Origin of the sequence: Mangrovibacterium marinum, from assembly GCF_003046625.1 — a bacterium.
Classification (GTDB): Bacteria; Bacteroidota; Bacteroidia; order Bacteroidales; family Prolixibacteraceae; genus Mangrovibacterium; species Mangrovibacterium marinum.
On sequence record NZ_QAAD01000001.1, the window covers coordinates 360,124 to 375,235 of the forward strand.

At 47.5% G+C, this 15,112-nt stretch carries 10 protein-coding genes and 1 tRNA gene; 2 read left to right on the forward strand and 9 right to left on the reverse strand.

The genetic code is table 11. The annotated features are described in order from the left end of the window. Positions 1-948 precede the first annotated feature (948 nt). Positions 949-1,434 (reverse strand): outer membrane beta-barrel protein, encoded by a 486-nt coding sequence (locus tag C8N47_RS01420; RefSeq protein WP_107820726.1) that lies wholly within the window; start codon positions 1,432-1,434, stop codon positions 949-951. A 129-nt stretch (positions 1,435-1,563) separates the two neighbouring features. Then, positions 1,564-3,675 (reverse strand): glycoside hydrolase family 97 protein, encoded by a 2,112-nt coding sequence (locus C8N47_RS01425; RefSeq protein ID WP_245915648.1) that lies wholly within the window; start codon positions 3,673-3,675, stop codon positions 1,564-1,566. Positions 3,676-4,106: 431 nt separating this feature from the next. Between C8N47_RS01425 and C8N47_RS01430 the strand changes: the two genes are divergently transcribed. Next, positions 4,107-6,245 (forward strand): ATP-binding protein, encoded by a 2,139-nt coding sequence (locus C8N47_RS01430; protein ID WP_107820727.1) that lies wholly within the window; start codon positions 4,107-4,109, stop codon positions 6,243-6,245. A 1,478-nt stretch (positions 6,246-7,723) separates the two neighbouring features. Beyond that, complete coding sequence (locus tag C8N47_RS18735) at positions 7,724-7,900, forward strand: hypothetical protein (protein ID WP_170111254.1); 177 nt, start codon at positions 7,724-7,726, stop codon at positions 7,898-7,900. Between the two features lie 256 nt (positions 7,901-8,156). Here the strand turns inward: C8N47_RS18735 and C8N47_RS01440 are convergent, their stop codons facing one another. The 7 genes from C8N47_RS01440 to C8N47_RS01475 all read right to left on the reverse strand — a co-directional run bounded on the left by C8N47_RS01440 (position 8,157) and on the right by C8N47_RS01475 (position 15,107). After that, a complete protein-coding gene (locus C8N47_RS01440) occupies positions 8,157-8,936 on the reverse strand; it encodes a BT1926 family outer membrane beta-barrel protein (protein WP_107820729.1) in 780 nt (259 codons plus the stop codon). Between the two features lie 83 nt (positions 8,937-9,019). Next, positions 9,020-10,675, reverse strand: a complete 1,656-nt coding sequence (locus C8N47_RS01445; RefSeq protein ID WP_146161404.1) for a hypothetical protein — start codon at positions 10,673-10,675, stop codon at positions 9,020-9,022. 197 nt (positions 10,676-10,872) lie between these two features. Beyond that, positions 10,873-11,595: a LytTR family DNA-binding domain-containing protein gene (locus C8N47_RS01450; RefSeq protein ID WP_107820731.1), complete on the reverse strand. Its 723-nt coding sequence runs from the start codon at positions 11,593-11,595 to the stop codon at positions 10,873-10,875. A gap of 142 nt (positions 11,596-11,737) precedes the next feature. After that, the gene (locus tag C8N47_RS01455) at positions 11,738-12,526 is read right to left on the reverse strand and encodes a LytR/AlgR family response regulator transcription factor (RefSeq protein WP_107820732.1); all 789 of its coding nucleotides are present in this window, start codon (positions 12,524-12,526) and stop codon (positions 11,738-11,740) included. 998 nt (positions 12,527-13,524) lie between these two features. Continuing rightward, positions 13,525-13,598 (reverse strand) — tRNA-Ile (locus tag C8N47_RS01465). A 408-nt stretch (positions 13,599-14,006) separates the two neighbouring features. Beyond that, positions 14,007-14,663, reverse strand: coding sequence for a lipoprotein signal peptidase (locus C8N47_RS01470; RefSeq protein ID WP_107820734.1), 657 nt, complete (start codon positions 14,661-14,663; stop codon positions 14,007-14,009). A 66-nt stretch (positions 14,664-14,729) separates the two neighbouring features. Beyond that, positions 14,730-15,107, reverse strand: a complete 378-nt coding sequence (locus C8N47_RS01475) for a TraR/DksA family transcriptional regulator (RefSeq protein WP_107820735.1) — start codon at positions 15,105-15,107, stop codon at positions 14,730-14,732. Between the last annotated feature and the right edge of the window lie 5 nt (positions 15,108-15,112).

Below are 15,112 nucleotides of genomic sequence, written 5' to 3' on the forward strand. Positions count from 1 at the left end.
TGCCCCAAGCCCGAGCTGTCTTGTTCTTTCTTCTCTTGCTCAATTCGGAGCTTTTGTCCTACCGGACGGGTTTTCATCTTTGGCTTGCCCCAAAGACGAAACAGAAAACGCAAGGCTTATTTTTATCTTCAGGTATCGCCTTCCGAAAGCTAAGTTCAGCCGGGTGATCTCCTTCTGTCGGCGGAGCTTCCCGGATTCACTAAGCTTCCGGTTCGCCTCTCACCATCGATAAAAAGTAGGCCGGTCCCGCTCCGAGCGAGCTTCCGTCTTCTCTTAAATACCTTCTGCTGTCTTCCACCACTTTCATCCCTGTTGGTGATTCCTCGGAATCATGTATGTTTTTTCTGAAAGTCATACTCCGCAGAGGTGCTAAGGCGCCATGCCAATAACTGGTTTTGATTAGATGTGGAACGACAACCCGACAACAGGCTATCAGAAAGTCATTTCAGAATCTGCCCTTTTTAACTTCTACCTTTGATCAAAAAAAGAGCTTTTGTCCTACCGGACGGGTTTTCATCTTTCAGCAATGGCTTTAGCCATTATATTTGGGTAGCACGCAAGGCAACACGAAGATTCTCCCGTCCCGTACGGGACGGAATTTCCCACTGTCGTCGTTCAGCTACCCAAATTGCATCCCTACGGGATTGCAGGGAGCTTTTCGTTTGGTTTCGGCCTCTTAAGAAACATCACGCTGTTTCTTTTCTTTATAGCATTTTCGAATGTGAACACTCGATAAAACCAGGCCAACCGGTTCCCAACCTTTTGGCATTGATCGGAACACCTTCTTTTTTGTTGATGGCGTTTTAGAATGACAACCCGATAACTTCTGAGAACCACGACAACCCGATAACTTGAGACAACAGCCTGGTCGAAAACGACTACACTTTCCTCCCAGTTGCTGATTCCCTCGGGAATCATGAAGGTTTCAATTTCTATCCGGGAAGAAATCTAAAAATGATATTGAATCCCCACGCCAATGCGGTAATAGGAGTTTTCGCTGATGGTGTAACAAAGCTGCGGTGCCAGGCTAAGCTTGTCGTCAATGGTATAGTTCGCCCCCAGCCCCAGGTTTAGCCCCAAGCGCGTATCGGTGTAAAAGTCGTCGCCATCGTCGGTGACACGCAGAAAGTTGAAGCCCATGCCGCCCAAGGCGTAAACGCTCCACTCGTCGGCAGGATGCATAAAAACATAGCGGGCATTAAAGTCGAGCACGTTGTTACCCCGCTTTTTCTTCTTGAAAATATGGGTGAAGGCAATTTCCGTTTCCCAATGCTCGTCCACGGCGTAAATGCCGTTCAGCGCGTAACCCGGGTTGTTCATGCCCGTGTCGTAAACACTGGCAAAGCCCACGCGAAACTGGTTCAATTCAACTTTTTGGGCAAACACACTGGTGGTAAGCAACAAGGCAACGAGCAGTAAAAGGTTCTTTTTCATGTTGTGAAGCTGTTTCGTCTTTTAAAGGATTTTCTAAGGGATTGAAATCGTTTGAAAATCCACCTGTTTTTAAAAATCGATCCTCACACATTCAAATTTTATACCAAACAACGAGGCCGAAAGCTGTTTTTAGTCTGCCGGAAACAGGCTAATGGCAAAACCACCGCTACGGGCCAGTCTTTGTTTCAGCACCGTTTTGCTGTTCACCTTCACCGTGCGAATGGTATACGCTTTCGGATTGGTCTGATAATCGGCATCCTTAGCATCCGCGTAGATTGTTGCCCGATATTTTCTGCCTTTGGGCAGGAAGCTGAAATCGACCTTCGCCTCGCGGGCATTTTCGTCGGTAATGCCACCCACAAACCAGGCATCCTTGCCTTTGGCTTTGCGGGCAATGGTTATATAATCGCCCGGCTCGGCTTCCAGAATGTGTGTTTCGTCCCAGTCCACCTCCACCTCTTTAATAAACCGGAAAGCATCGGGGTATTTTCGGTAATTCTCAATCAGGTCGGCCGCCATCTGCAGCGGGCTATACATCGTTACGTACAAGGCCAGCTGTTTGGTCAGCGTTGTGCTCAACTTCGCTTTGTTGTTGCCGTACACCGATAAATCGCCTTCAAAAATCCCGGGCGTGTAGTCCATTGGGCCACCCATCAGTCGGGTAAATGGCAAAATGGTGGTGTGGTCGGGGCGGTTGCCGTTAAAAGATTCGAACTCGGTGCCGCGCGCCGATTCCTGGGCAATCCAGTTCGGGTAAGTGCGGTGAAGCCCGGTGGGACGCACCGCTTCGTGCGAGTTCACCATAATTTTATAGTCGGCTGCGGTTTTCACCACGTTCAGGTAATGGTTTACCATCCATTGGCCGTCGTGATGCTCGCCACGAGGGATGATTTTCCCCACATAACCGGTCTTCACGGCCGAGTAGCCATGGTCAACCATAAACTGAAAGGCATCGTTCATCTGGCGCTCGTAGTCAAGCACCGACGAGGTTGTTTCGTGGTGCATAATAATTTTCACCCCTTTCGCAGCGGCGTAGCGGTGCAATTCCTCCACGTCAAAATCGGGATACGCTTTGGTGAAACTGTAAATGTGCTCCTTCATATACGCCCAGTTATCTTCCCAGCCTTCGTTCCAGCCTTCAACCAAAACGGCATCGAACCCATTGGCCGCGGCAAAGTCGATGTATTCCTTCACATGCTCTGTATTTGCTCCGTGATGGCCGTTGGGTTTCAATTTCGTGTAATCGGTTTGGCCAATGCGGATATTCAGCTCGTCGGTGTAGGCCCAGGTTGAGCCGCCGCCCGTGAAATATTCCCACCAAACGCCGATGTACTTGCAGGGCTTAATCCACGAGGTATCGCTGTAAATGCAGGGCTCGTTCAGGTTCAAAATTAAGTTTGAAGCCAGTATATCGCGGGCATCGTCGCTGGCCACAATGGTACGCCAGGGCGAAACCGAGCCGGTTTGCAAATAGGCTTTGTTGCCCTCGTAATCGGGGGCCAGCTGGGCCGACAGCACAAAGTCCTTATCGTCGACATTCAGCACCATCGCCGGGTAGTTGACCAGCGCCGCTTCGTGAATGTTCACATAAACACCCTCGGGCGATTTCAGCATCAGCGGCGTTTGCACAGCCAAACCGTCGGCAAACGATTGACAAGCCAAGCCTTCGTTCTTCGCCTGGTCCATCATGCCCCGAATCTCCGACAATTTTGATGTGTTGGTCGGGTACTCATTCGAGTCGAAGTCGCCCGGCATCCAGAAGGCTTTGTAATCCTCACCCAACTTGAATTGCGTGTACTCTTTTTTAATGATGAAATGACGCAAGATCGGCTGCACCGGAAATTCGTAGCGGAAACCCAACCCATCGTCGAACAACCGAAAACGGATATCCATCCGAAAGCCGGTACTATCCTGCTTCAGCTGCACCAAATACTCGTTATAATGGTTACGTATTTCCTTTTGCTCGCCCATCACCGGCTGCCAGAGCTCGTCTTTCGAGTCGGTTTGCTGGGCAACCAATTCAAAGTTTTGCTTCAAATTATAACCGGCATGAATGTCGACCCCCATCGCACTTTCGCCAATCAGTGTTTTGCCCTTATAACGAAGTTCGTAAACAGGCGTCCCTTTTCCGTTCAGCGAAAAGGAAAGCTGAAAGTCTCCGTTGGGCGACACGACTGTCCCGGCCCGGCTTGCTGCAACAGCAAGTGTGAAGGCTATAAATAACAACAAATGTTTCATCATGATGTGCAAAAATTGGATCCAACTTGATTTCGAAGGCGCAAGATAACCAAAGCGCAAATCCTTTCCAGCAAATTTGAGCTCAAATGTGTTCGCAAACATTCGAAGATCGCCCAAACAAGTCCCCGGCTTTCTGATCGGCCTGTGGCGCCCCACCCGCGCCAATCCGCTTTAATTACCACGTTTCAACTCATCCAGGCTCGACAATTTTAGGACAGGAAGTAAAAAATAAAAGCGTAAAAATGTATCTTGCAATCCGTGGAGGACGGCCATTCATTCATACTCATACGGGAAACAGCGGCCCATAACCAGCCAATGACCGTCCAGGCGATCATCAGTGCTACGGCCATTGCGGCGAAACCCGTAAACTCCGGGCACGAAGATCTGCAGCTTTAATCCCTTTTCGGACCTCCACAAACTAAAAGTGCGTGTTTATGATAGCATTCAAAAACCGAAAGTTGTTTTCAGTCTTCATTTGTTTGTTCCTTTTAGCCACAACAGCCGCCGCTGAATTGGCTCACCACCAGCTTACCGACAGCCTGGCCTTGGCTCTGGCCAGCCAAAAAGGGAGTGAGCGCCTTGGAACCCAACTTCAGCTGGCCCTGGAACTTTCACCCATTGAAAAAGATCGCGCGCTGAACCTGTCGCGACAGGCACTAAAAGAGGCCCGCAAAGCCGGCAACAAAGAACTGGAAACACGCGCTCTTTTTGTACTGGGCCGCACCAACCAAGTTCACGAACAGATGGGACTGGCCGAAGCCTATTACGACTCGGCACTTGTGCTGGCCAACAGCACCGGCTCCAACCGCCACAAGGGAGAGCTCCTTCACCACATGGGGCTAATTCTGTACAATAAAGGAATGGCCATTGAAGCGCTCGAATCCTATAATCAGGCACTGCATTACAACCGGCTAGCGCAAAATTTCAGGCTGGTAGGCTCCGGCTATTCCATGATGGCTAATATATACCGGGTAAACGGATTGTACGACCGGGCCATTGAATACATCATCAAATCGAAGTTGAATTACGAGAAAGCCAACTTTGTTGAAGGCAACGCCTGGGCAGCTTATATGCTGGGGCGAATTTACGCCGATTTGAAACTTCGCACCAAAGCCCGGGAATATTTTAACGAATCGCTGGAAATCTACCGGCAGGTTGCGGCCTCCAATGGCGACAAAAGCGGCTTAGCCATCTGTTACGAACAACTGGGGCTGCTCGATTTAGCTTCGGGAGATCTGAACCAGGCCTCTGCGGCGATCGACCACGCACTGCGCATCTTCTCCGAAAACCAGTCGAAATACGGCATTTCAAACGCCTACCTGAATTTTGGACGGATTGAATACGCCCGGGGCGATTATGTTGCCGCCCGTAATTACCTGAGCAAAGCATTAAGCATGAAACAGGAGATTGCCGACCGACTGAGCCTCACCCGTATTCACGAATACCTGGGATTGTGCGATCTGGCGCAGGGAAAACAACAGCAAGGACTTAGCAGCCTGCACGAGGGACTGGAACTGGCATTGAAAACGAACCAGAAGAAAGTGCAACTCGACATTTACGCAAAACTGTCGGAAACCTACCTGAAGATGAAAAACCTACCCAAGGCCTTTGAAGCGCAACAAAAACAAATCGATGTTCAGAACGAGCTGCTTTCCGGTGCGGTAAATATTAAACTGGAACAATTGCAGCCAATTTATGCGCTGGACGCCAAAAACGAGCAAATTGCCGAGCTGGAACAGACCAATGCCATCAACAAACTACAGCTAAAACAACACCGCATAACACGAATGGCTGCGCTAAGTGCCGTCCTAATTGTGGTGCTGATTGCCAGCTCAGTCTACCTCGTTAACCGGAAGATCCGGAAGAAAAATGCCGCCTTGCACGAAGCAGTGCAAACCAAAGACCGGCTGTTCTCGATAATCGCCCACGATTTAAGAAACCCCATTGGCACGTCGCTGGGCCTAAGCGAATTTTTGCTTGAAGAGATGAACCAGAAAAACTACACCGTGGTAAGCCACTATGCGGGCCTTTTTCGACAAAGCCTGACGGAGGCTTTCAACCTGCTCAATAACCTGCTCGACTGGTCGCGCTCACAGCAACAGCGCATCCGATTCGAAGCCCGCGAGCTGGTGCTTGCCGACATTATTAGCGAAAGCCGGGAGTTATTCGAATCATCCATCCAGCAGAAGAACCTGGCTTTTGATGTTCAGACCCCGGAGAACTGCCGGGTACTGGCCGATCCGGATATGCTGAAAACCATTCTGCGCAACCTGCTCTCGAACGCCATTAAGTTTTCGAATGAAAACGGCCTGATTAGCCTGATGTGTCAGCCCAACGGCCAGTTTGCAGAGATCGCCATCACCGACCGGGGCGTGGGAATGAGCCCTGAACAGCAAGCAGCTCTGTTTGCATTCGACACAAACAGCAGCACCCCGGGCACCGCCGGCGAAAAGGGCACCGGCCTGGGATTAATCCTGGTAAAAGAATTTGTTGAAAAACACGGTGGTTACATCCGGCTTAGCAGCAAGCCTGGCCAAGGCAGTACCTTCAGCTTCACCATTCCCATGGCTTAGCAGTCATCGACAAACCGACATGATTCCGGGGAATCAGAACCGGCAATGGAAGTTAAAGGTTTTCGGGCATGCTGTTGTCGTATTTTTCCAAAGTTGTCGGGTTGTCGTGGATTCCCGTTGTCGTGGTTGTCGCAAGTTGTCGGGTTATCGTTCCACATCTCAAGGCATCCCCGATGCGGTTGGAAAACCAGCCTAGCGCAGCCAGGCACATCGCCCGAAGGGATGTTTACAAAAAACACAAACGCCCTCTTTACTCTCCCCTGAATTAAATCAATCCGAACGAATCGATTCAATTCTGTCCCCTCTCTGCGAGCAGAGCGGGGAGAAATCAAAACAAACTGGAATTGACAGTAAACGAACAATGCCAAAAGGTTGGGAACCGGTTGGCCTGGTTTTTTCGAGTGTTCACATTCGAAAATGCTATAAAGAAAAGAAACAGAGTGATGTTTCTTAAGAGGCCGAAATCAACCGAAAAGCTCCCTGTAATCCCGGAGGGATGCAATTTGGGTAGCTGAACGGCGACAGTGCGAAATTCCGTCCCGTACGGGACGGGAGAATCTGCTTTGTGTACATACGTGCTTCGGATTTCCCGTTGTCGTGGTTGTCACAAGTTGTCGGGTTGTCATTCCACATCTAATCAAAACCAGTTATTGGCATGGCGCCTTAGCACCTTTGGTTGGTAAGACTTTCACAGAAAACACAAACGCCCTTTTACTCTCCCCTGAATTGAACCAATCCGAACGGATCGATTCAATTCTGTCCCCTCTCTGCGGGCAGAGCGGGGAGAACCCCGAAGCTACAGGTAGATTGCAAAAAACACCATCAACGATTAGGAATGACGTTCGATTAATGCCAAAAGGTTGGGAACCGGTTGGCCTGGTTTTTTCGAGGCCGAAATCAACCGAAAAGCTCCCTGTAATCCCGGAGGGATGCAATTTGGGTAGCTTAACGGCGACAGTGCGAAATTCCGTCCCGTACGGGACGGGAGAATCTGCTTTGTGTACATACGTGCTTCGGATTTCCCGTTGTCGTGGTTGTCACAAGTTGTCGGGTTGTCATTCCACATCTAATCAAAACCAGTTATTGGCATGGCGCCTTAGCACCTTTGGTTGGTAAGACTTTCACAGAAAACACAAACGCCCTTTTACTCTCCCCTGAATTGAACCAATCCGAACGGATCGATTCAATTCTGTCCCCTCTCTGCGGGCAGAGCGGGGAGAACCCCGAAGCTACAGGTAGATTGCAAAAAACACCATCAACGATTAGGAATGACGTTCGATTAATGCCAAAAGGTTGGGAACCGGTTGGCCTGGTTTTTTCGAGGCCGAAATCAAACGAAAAGCTCCCTGCAATCCCGAAGGGATGCAATTTGGGTAGCTGAACGACGACCGGGAAAATTCCGTCCCATACGGGACGGGAGAATCTTCGTGTTGCCTTGCGTGCTACCCAAATATAATGGCTAAAGCCATTGCTGAAAGATGAAAACCCGTCCGGTAGGACAAAAGCTCCGAATTGAGCAAGAGAAGAATGAACAAGACAGTCCGGACGTGGGGCAATTTCCACCAGCACAGGTTTGCTACAAAGTGAGCCTTCGCTTCAGCGTCAAGCTGAACCGCTTTCAAGGCATCCCCGATGCGGTTGGAAAAACAGCCTAGCGCAGGCAGGCACATCGCCCGAAGGGACTTTCAGAAAAGCCCAGATGATTCGGAGGGAATCACCAACAACGATGAAAGTGGATTCTTTTGAATTAGATTGACCCTCCCATTCCGACAAAGTCGGAATTTCCCTCCCTCGCGAGGCCAGGGTGGGTACATTAGATCTCAGGTAAAAGCAGAAGGAACTTTCACCAAAAAAGGCTATCCCATGATCCGGAATAGCCTTCTTGCTGTAAAGAATACCTAAAAAGCCGATTTAAAACTTAAACCCAATTTTCACGGTGGGAGACGAGAGAAACGAAAAGTTGTGGTTGTCCGCACTTAAAGTTTCCAGGCCTTCCTGAGGCAGTAAGGTATTTTTTGTGTACATATAACTTCCGCCCTGTAACTCAAAACCAAAGAAGATTCCGGTGCTGGTGTAATACTCTACTCCGGCAATAGCCGAGAGGCCCAGGCCCCAGGCTTCGGAGTAACGAGTTGTTCCGGGATCGTAAGTCGGATCGGCGCCGGAAACTTCGTAACCTGTTTTCCGGGCGTAGTGAAAATTCAGAACGGGAGCAACATACCAAAACAAATGTTCGTTAGGGGTTGCAAAATACTTATCGGCACCGGCATTGATGATCACCTCCGAAACTTCGCGGGCAGGAACATCGTTATAAGTCGGTATCGTTGTAATTGTAGAGGAACCGTCAACTCCGGCAATGCCTTCGTACGAAGGGGAGCTGCTTAGCAAGGCGGCACCACTCAGGCGCACAGCCCAGCTGTCGGCGAAGAACCATTTCCCTTCCGCACCAATCATATTGATCAGCGAGTTGTTGGTTGGGTAGCCATTCACCATAGGCGAATAAACAGTGTAGGATTCCTGGCCTGCTGCCGGAAGCTGAAACCACTCGCCCGTGTTGTAGGTACTTGCATTACCCAACAACAGCGAAACGGTAACAGTTCCTTTTTGCGGGCCCATCTTAGGGGTCTCCTGGGCCTGCAAGCTGGTCAATCCAACTGTTAACAAAGTGAATAATAATACAATTTTCTTCATTCGAATCAGGATTTAATGATTAAAAACAGTTCTTTAAATAGCAGGGAAGACCAAGCTTCCCTGCCTTCAAAAGGGAACTAATCCTAATTCTCCTCGTCCAATGCTGCCTGAAGTTTCTCACTCCAGTCATCAAGTGCGGCTTTATAAAGTTCTAGTTTTGTTTCTGCACCGGCTAAACGGGTCTCAACAATAGTAATTTGTGTTGCAATTCGCTCGTAAGCAATTTCGTAATAAGGCATATTCGTTTCATACGAAGCGATTGCATCCTCTAAATTCTCCTGATAATATTCAAGGTTTTGGTTAGCCCCTTCTATCCAATTTTCGATAGATGAAATCATATTATTGGCATCGTAGTTCTCCCAGCTACTGTAGTTCAAATCATTGATATAGCTATTTACGGCGTCGATCCGGTCATTAATTGAATATAATTCACTTGCAGCCATCTGGTACACAGCATCTGCTTCATCATAAACCTCTTCTGCTTCATTATATGCCTCACGGGCAGAAATGTAAGTCGGATAAGCTTCTTCCCATTTACCCAGTAGCGTGTTGTAGTTCGCAATTTGCGCATCATATTCTGCTTCATAATAAGCCAAATCCCCTTCTAATTTAACAACTTTTGCTGCGGCTTCCACACTGGTATATTCCCCGGTTGGTGTCGTATCACCTTTCGCTACTTCTAATTGCGAAGCTGTCCACTGAACCTGATTGTATGCGAGAACAGTGTCATTCTCGGCCGATTGAATCTGATCCCACAAGCCTTCAGGAGAATATAGCTCAACTTCCAAATCATGTTTAGCCTTCCAAGCTCTATCTTCTGCATACTGTGCTTCGTCTTTCAATGCTCGTTTAATAGCAACTACTTGTTCCTGATCTGCTTTTTGAGGAGTCAGGATCTCAAGTTCAGCTTCGTAATCGGCGATCAGTTGGTTAATACCAGAATAATCTGAGGCAATAGCCTGGTAATGTGCTAAATCTTCCTCCAGCTCAGCAATATAATCTTCTTGATCTTGGATTCTAGACTCCCAATTTTTAATAGATGAAGAATCAGCAACCTGTTGGTTAACTAATTGATTTTGCAATTGGAGGATATCCCGCTTCAGACTATTCACAGTTAAAGCTTGCGATTGCCAGGTATACCACGCCCAGTTATAACCGGTGATAATTTTCTGTAAAGCTTCAGCTTCAGCATTGGCTTCAATATCAGCCATGGTATTGGCATGTTCAATTTCAGCACGCGCCATTACTTCCTCATAAGTCATTTGAGCCTCTTCCAAAGCCTGTTGCTGGGTAATCAAGTCTTTTTGTGCAATAGCAGCATTTTTCTCTGCCTCTGCAACAATCTTTGCCATATTCGCAGCATGTGTTGCTTCAGCTTCTTCCATTTCCTGCTGAATTTCAGCTTTCGCCGCCTCTGTTTTTGCAGCCCAATATTCTTCTTTCAAAGCATTCATAGCCGCTTCGTGGCGGGTTTCTTCTTCCTGAGCGGCAGCCTCAGCTTCTTTTTTTGCCGCCTCGGCATTCACGGAGTTGGCCTGAGCCTGCTTATAAGCTGCTTCGGCAGCATCAACAGCAGCTTTTGCCTGCGCTGTTGTGGTGATAGCACTAGCTTCGGCTTCCAACTTCGAAGCCTGCGCTAATCGAATCTGTCTTACACTGTCAGATTCATCATTTTTGATACAACTGGATGCCAAAACCATGACAGCCAACATTGGTACGAAAAACAAGGATTTTTTCATTTTCTTAAAATTTTGGTTAATACGTAGTTTGTTTACAAAATTTTATACAAAGGAAAAGCAGTTGACAAAGGATGAAAAATGCTTTTAGGGGCTGAACCCGATATTTGGAAGCGGAAACAGGATATCCGGTTTTTTTTAGGGGATAATTGGTTTAATTTTTTTCTACTTAAAGCGAACATCATCGAGTATGTATTGGCTTAAATCCGATCGAACCGTTTCTTTAATCCCGACAAGCGGCGCCGCGACAGCCGAACCGCAGTGGGTTGAAAAGGCTTCTTCACCACGCAACAGCAGCGCTTATAATCAATACTTTCCACAAACATCAAATTCAGAATGGTTGACTGGTTGACCTGGATAAACATCTGATTTCCCAGGAAAGAAAGAATATCTTTGGCCTTGGATTTACGCCGCAGCGGCTTGGTGTCGCCCGATTTCAGGCACACAAACCAACTACTTCTTATGCCGGGAAATTGGGCGTCGCGCTGAAAGGAAACAACCTCGCTAACCCTTACCAGTTCGAGTCCGGAAAGGGTCCAAAGGGGCAAGATTGGCTCACTTTGAGGTTTTAACAGATGTTGAATGGCGGGGATGCCCTGCAGCTTGCCCTGCAGGCCGCTTACAAACTCACTCAGGCAATTTTGATCGAGGGCTTTGTGTTTATCCAGAAAATCCTGGTGCCGGTAAAAGCACACCAACTTGCTTTGCAGATGCCCTGTGTCGCGTATCCAGTCGATTAGCTCGACGTTGGCCATCAACAAATCGTAATCCGACTCGCGGGCATGGTCCGCCAGTTCGTTTTTCGACCGAACACCGACAAAAGCATACAAACCGGCAAAGGTTTGCAGCGTATCCTTAACAGCCTGTGCAAAAGTTGGGTTCTGCTCAACCAACAGAATTTTATACTTCCAATTTGTTGTCATCAAACAGCTCGTTACAGTTTGTTTTTAAGCAAATAACGAGGCTTTTCGATGATCGTGAAAACCGAAAAAAGCTCCTAAACGATATTCCGCAGCTGAGCGGGATAAGCAGTTCGAATTGGCGCACAAACGGTATTTTTTAGCCTTAAAAAACATCGAACCGGCTGCGAAGCTCCGATAGCTGCGAGCGCGACACCGAGAGCTCGAGCCAATCGTAAGGCGGAACCAGCAAACAGTTCCGGGTTTTAAACTCGATTGTAGCCAGGAAACCCAGATTAACAATCGTGGATTGGTTTATCAGCACAAAACATTCGGTGCCAACAATGCTCAAAATATCGCGAGCTGTAACGCCCTGCCTGAGCTTGTTACGCTGCTGTCCGTTCTCCAGCACGACCCAGTTTGGTTTCTCTTTGGGGCCGTCTTTCTCGCATTGAAACATGACAATACTGTTCTTATCAACAAAATGAATCCCGGTGCTGGTGGGCAGGGCAATCATCTCGGGCATTCCCTTGGGTGTATTCACCACTGCAAGCTGTTTTTGAGTCTTCTTTTTTTCCTGTTCTTTCACATAACGATCCACAACAGCTTTAAGCTCATCCATGGTGAAGGGCTTTAACAGATAGTCGAAAGCCGATTCGCGCAGGGCCTGCATCATATACTGATCGTAAGCGGTATAAAAAACAACGCTCAGGTCGGTACAACCTTGCTCACGAACTTCGTGCAACAGTTCGAAGCCATTTCTCCCGGGCATCTCAATATCCAGAAAAACAAGGTCCGGTTTTTCATCCAGTAGTAGCTTTTTAGACTTTGGATACCGGCTCGCTCCCCCAACAAAATCGATATTGGGCAAAAAGCTCAGGAAATCCTTCAACACATTCAGGTTATCCTCGCGATCGTCGATTATGGCTGTTCGTATTTTTGTTTCAATATTCATCGTTTAGGTTTTTTCGTTGTTAGTTGTAGTGTCTGTTCTGATTCGTCCCACACCAAAATGGCCATAATGGTAAGTGGGTGATCTTCGAGCCGGAGCAGAAAATCAATCGTTAGGTTACCGCGCCCGGAAGCATATAGATGCGAGGACTCCCCCGAAATGCCTGATACGGGAGTTGATGAAAATGATGGAAAATGAAGCTGGTTGAATGCAACTGCGCCAGACTTACGGCCTGCGGAGTTTCGCGACTTGCCTTTGGCTTATGGCTGCCTTGCACAACCGTGGCCCGAGGAATAAACCACTCCCCCGCCGGCGCACACTCAGAAGCATAAAGTGCCGCCGCCGGCAATAGCCGGTGTGCCCTCGGCAGGTTGCAGCCTGGCAACATGACACGCCTTATCAGCCAAGCCATAGCAATGCCTTGCGTGCTGTAACAAGTACGGTATAAACTGGCAGCACACGCCCCCGGCGGCGACTGCCTGTATATTTTAGTTCGAGGTTGCATAGCCCTTATCAATCAATTGTAATAATCATTAACAAAACACAATTTTTCTGATTTTGCCCTGCATTCCACTCTTAATCGCACATACAAGTTACGAATAAATAATCATCAGAAGCAATAGTCAAACTGAAATTAAGATCAATTTACCGTGCAACTATCTGTAATTTCACTTTCACTTAACACTGACAGTCGAAACACAACAATACAGCGGCACAATGAATTACAACAATAAAAGGCAATGCAGATTACCTCTTATTCCTCATACAACTTAATGAAATGGGATTGAAACGATCGCAGAGAATGGCGATTCGCGCAGCGTCTATTTACTAAAAAACAAACTTAATTTCCGGTACTTCCGGGACAAAGAATGGGACATTAGTTGCTCCGCAAGCTGACAACTACTCGCTTCACAAACGAGCAGCGCTACACCGACGCGGCAATAGATACCCCGGAAAATAAAAAAGCAGCTACAAATTAATGTAACTGCTTAATTTTAAAGTGGGCCCAGCTGGGCTTGAACCAGCGACTCCCTGATTATGAGTCAGGTGCTCTAACCAACTGAGCTATAGGCCCTGAAATATCTTTAATACTTCGTTTCTTCTACCAATAATCTGAACCTGCGACTCTCCCGATTTTAATCGGGATGCTCTAATCAACTGAGCTATAGGCTCTGAAATATCTCTAACACTTCGTTTTTTCTACCAATAATCTGAACCTGCGACTCTCCCGATTTTAATCGGGATGCTCTAACCAACTGAGCTATAGGCTCTGAAATATCTCTAATACTTCGTTTCTTCTACCAATAATCTGAACCTGCGACTCTCCCGATTTTAATCGGGATGCTCTAATCAACTGAGCTATAGGCTTTCAATAAAATATCCAGCGACTGTATTTCTCAGTCATTTTTTCGGTTTGCAAGTTTACGACATTCGGACTAGAAAGACAAACAAAAATTCAACTTTCACGAGCGGTTTCGTTAGCTTAGTCGTTGTCTTTTCCGGATTCCGGAGTAACCTTCGACCGCTCCTGGTCCAATTTACTAAACAGACGCCAGTAAAAAATGATCACGCTAAAGATCCCGACGGTAATTGCCGAGTCAGCAATATTGAATACAGGGCGGAAAAACAAAAATTCCTGCCCTCCTACTCCGGGGATCCAGCTTGGGTAATGCCCCGATATGAGCGGAAAATAAAACATATCGACCACCTTGCCGTGCAGGAAGGAAGCATATCCGCCGCCATCGGGAAAAAGCTCGGCAACGCGCCCGTAGCTATCGCTAAAGATGATGCCATAAAAAGCACTGTCGATAATATTTCCGACAGCGCCGGCCAGAATAAGCGACACGCAAGCAATGAAGCCCATCGGTATATCGCTGCGTTTGACCAGCTTCAGCAGGTACCAGCCAATACCGACCACGGCCACTATACGAAACAAACTTAGAAAGATCTTTCCGTAACCTCCGGCAAATTCGAAGCCGAACGCCATTCCGTTATTTTCAACAAAGTGAATGAGAAACCAGTTTCCGATCACCGAGAATTCTTCTCCCAAATACATATTGGTTTTTATCCAGAATTTCAGGAGCTGGTCGATCACAAGCACCCCAACAATAATCAGAACCGACTTTTGTAGTTTTGACATGATTTTTCTAATTCATAAAAAAGATTGGAAGAATAAATCTCCCAATCGTATCGTGTTTCGTCTTTCTTATTTTTGATTGTTCTTCGCCTCGATACTCAATGTTGCGTGAGGTACCGCGCGTAAACGCTCTTTCGAGATCAGCTTGCCGGTTTCGCGGCAGATGCCAAAAGTTTTATTCTCGATACGGATTAAAGCAGCCTGCAAATGCTGAATAAACTTGAGTTGTCGGGCAGCCAACTTTCCGGCTTCCTCCTTCGACAATGTTGCAGCTCCTTCTTCCAACACTTTAAATGTTGGCGATGTATCCTGGGTATCGTTCCCATCGCTGTGCGTAATGGAATTCTTATATAATTCGTAATCTTTTTGTGCTTTTGCAAGTTTTGTCAAGATCAAATCTTTGAATTCCGCCAACTCAGCATCCGAATATCTGGTTTTCTCAGTCATACCAA

What these genes read in the sequence shown, in the direction of transcription:
- C8N47_RS01420 (WP_107820726.1), bottom strand. Translation starts at nt 1,434, where the DNA reads ATGAAAAAGAACCTTTTACTGCTCGTTGCCTTGTTGCTTACCACCAGT.
- C8N47_RS01470 (WP_107820734.1), bottom strand. Translation starts at nt 14,663, where the DNA reads ATGTCAAAACTACAAAAGTCGGTTCTGATTATTGTTGGGGTGCTTGTG.
- C8N47_RS18735 (WP_170111254.1), top strand. Translation starts at nt 7,724, where the DNA reads ATGAAAACCCGTCCGGTAGGACAAAAGCTCCGAATTGAGCAAGAGAAG.
- C8N47_RS01445 (WP_146161404.1), bottom strand. Translation starts at nt 10,675, where the DNA reads ATGAAAAAATCCTTGTTTTTCGTACCAATGTTGGCTGTCATGGTTTTG.
- C8N47_RS01475 (WP_107820735.1), bottom strand. Translation starts at nt 15,107, where the DNA reads ATGACTGAGAAAACCAGATATTCGGATGCTGAGTTGGCGGAATTCAAA.
- C8N47_RS01425 (WP_245915648.1), bottom strand. Translation starts at nt 3,675, where the DNA reads ATGATGAAACATTTGTTGTTATTTATAGCCTTCACACTTGCTGTTGCA.
- C8N47_RS01440 (WP_107820729.1), bottom strand. Translation starts at nt 8,936, where the DNA reads ATGAAGAAAATTGTATTATTATTCACTTTGTTAACAGTTGGATTGACC.
- C8N47_RS01455 (WP_107820732.1), bottom strand. Translation starts at nt 12,526, where the DNA reads ATGAATATTGAAACAAAAATACGAACAGCCATAATCGACGATCGCGAG.
- C8N47_RS01450 (WP_107820731.1), bottom strand. Translation starts at nt 11,595, where the DNA reads ATGACAACAAATTGGAAGTATAAAATTCTGTTGGTTGAGCAGAACCCA.
- C8N47_RS01430 (WP_107820727.1), top strand. Translation starts at nt 4,107, where the DNA reads ATGATAGCATTCAAAAACCGAAAGTTGTTTTCAGTCTTCATTTGTTTG.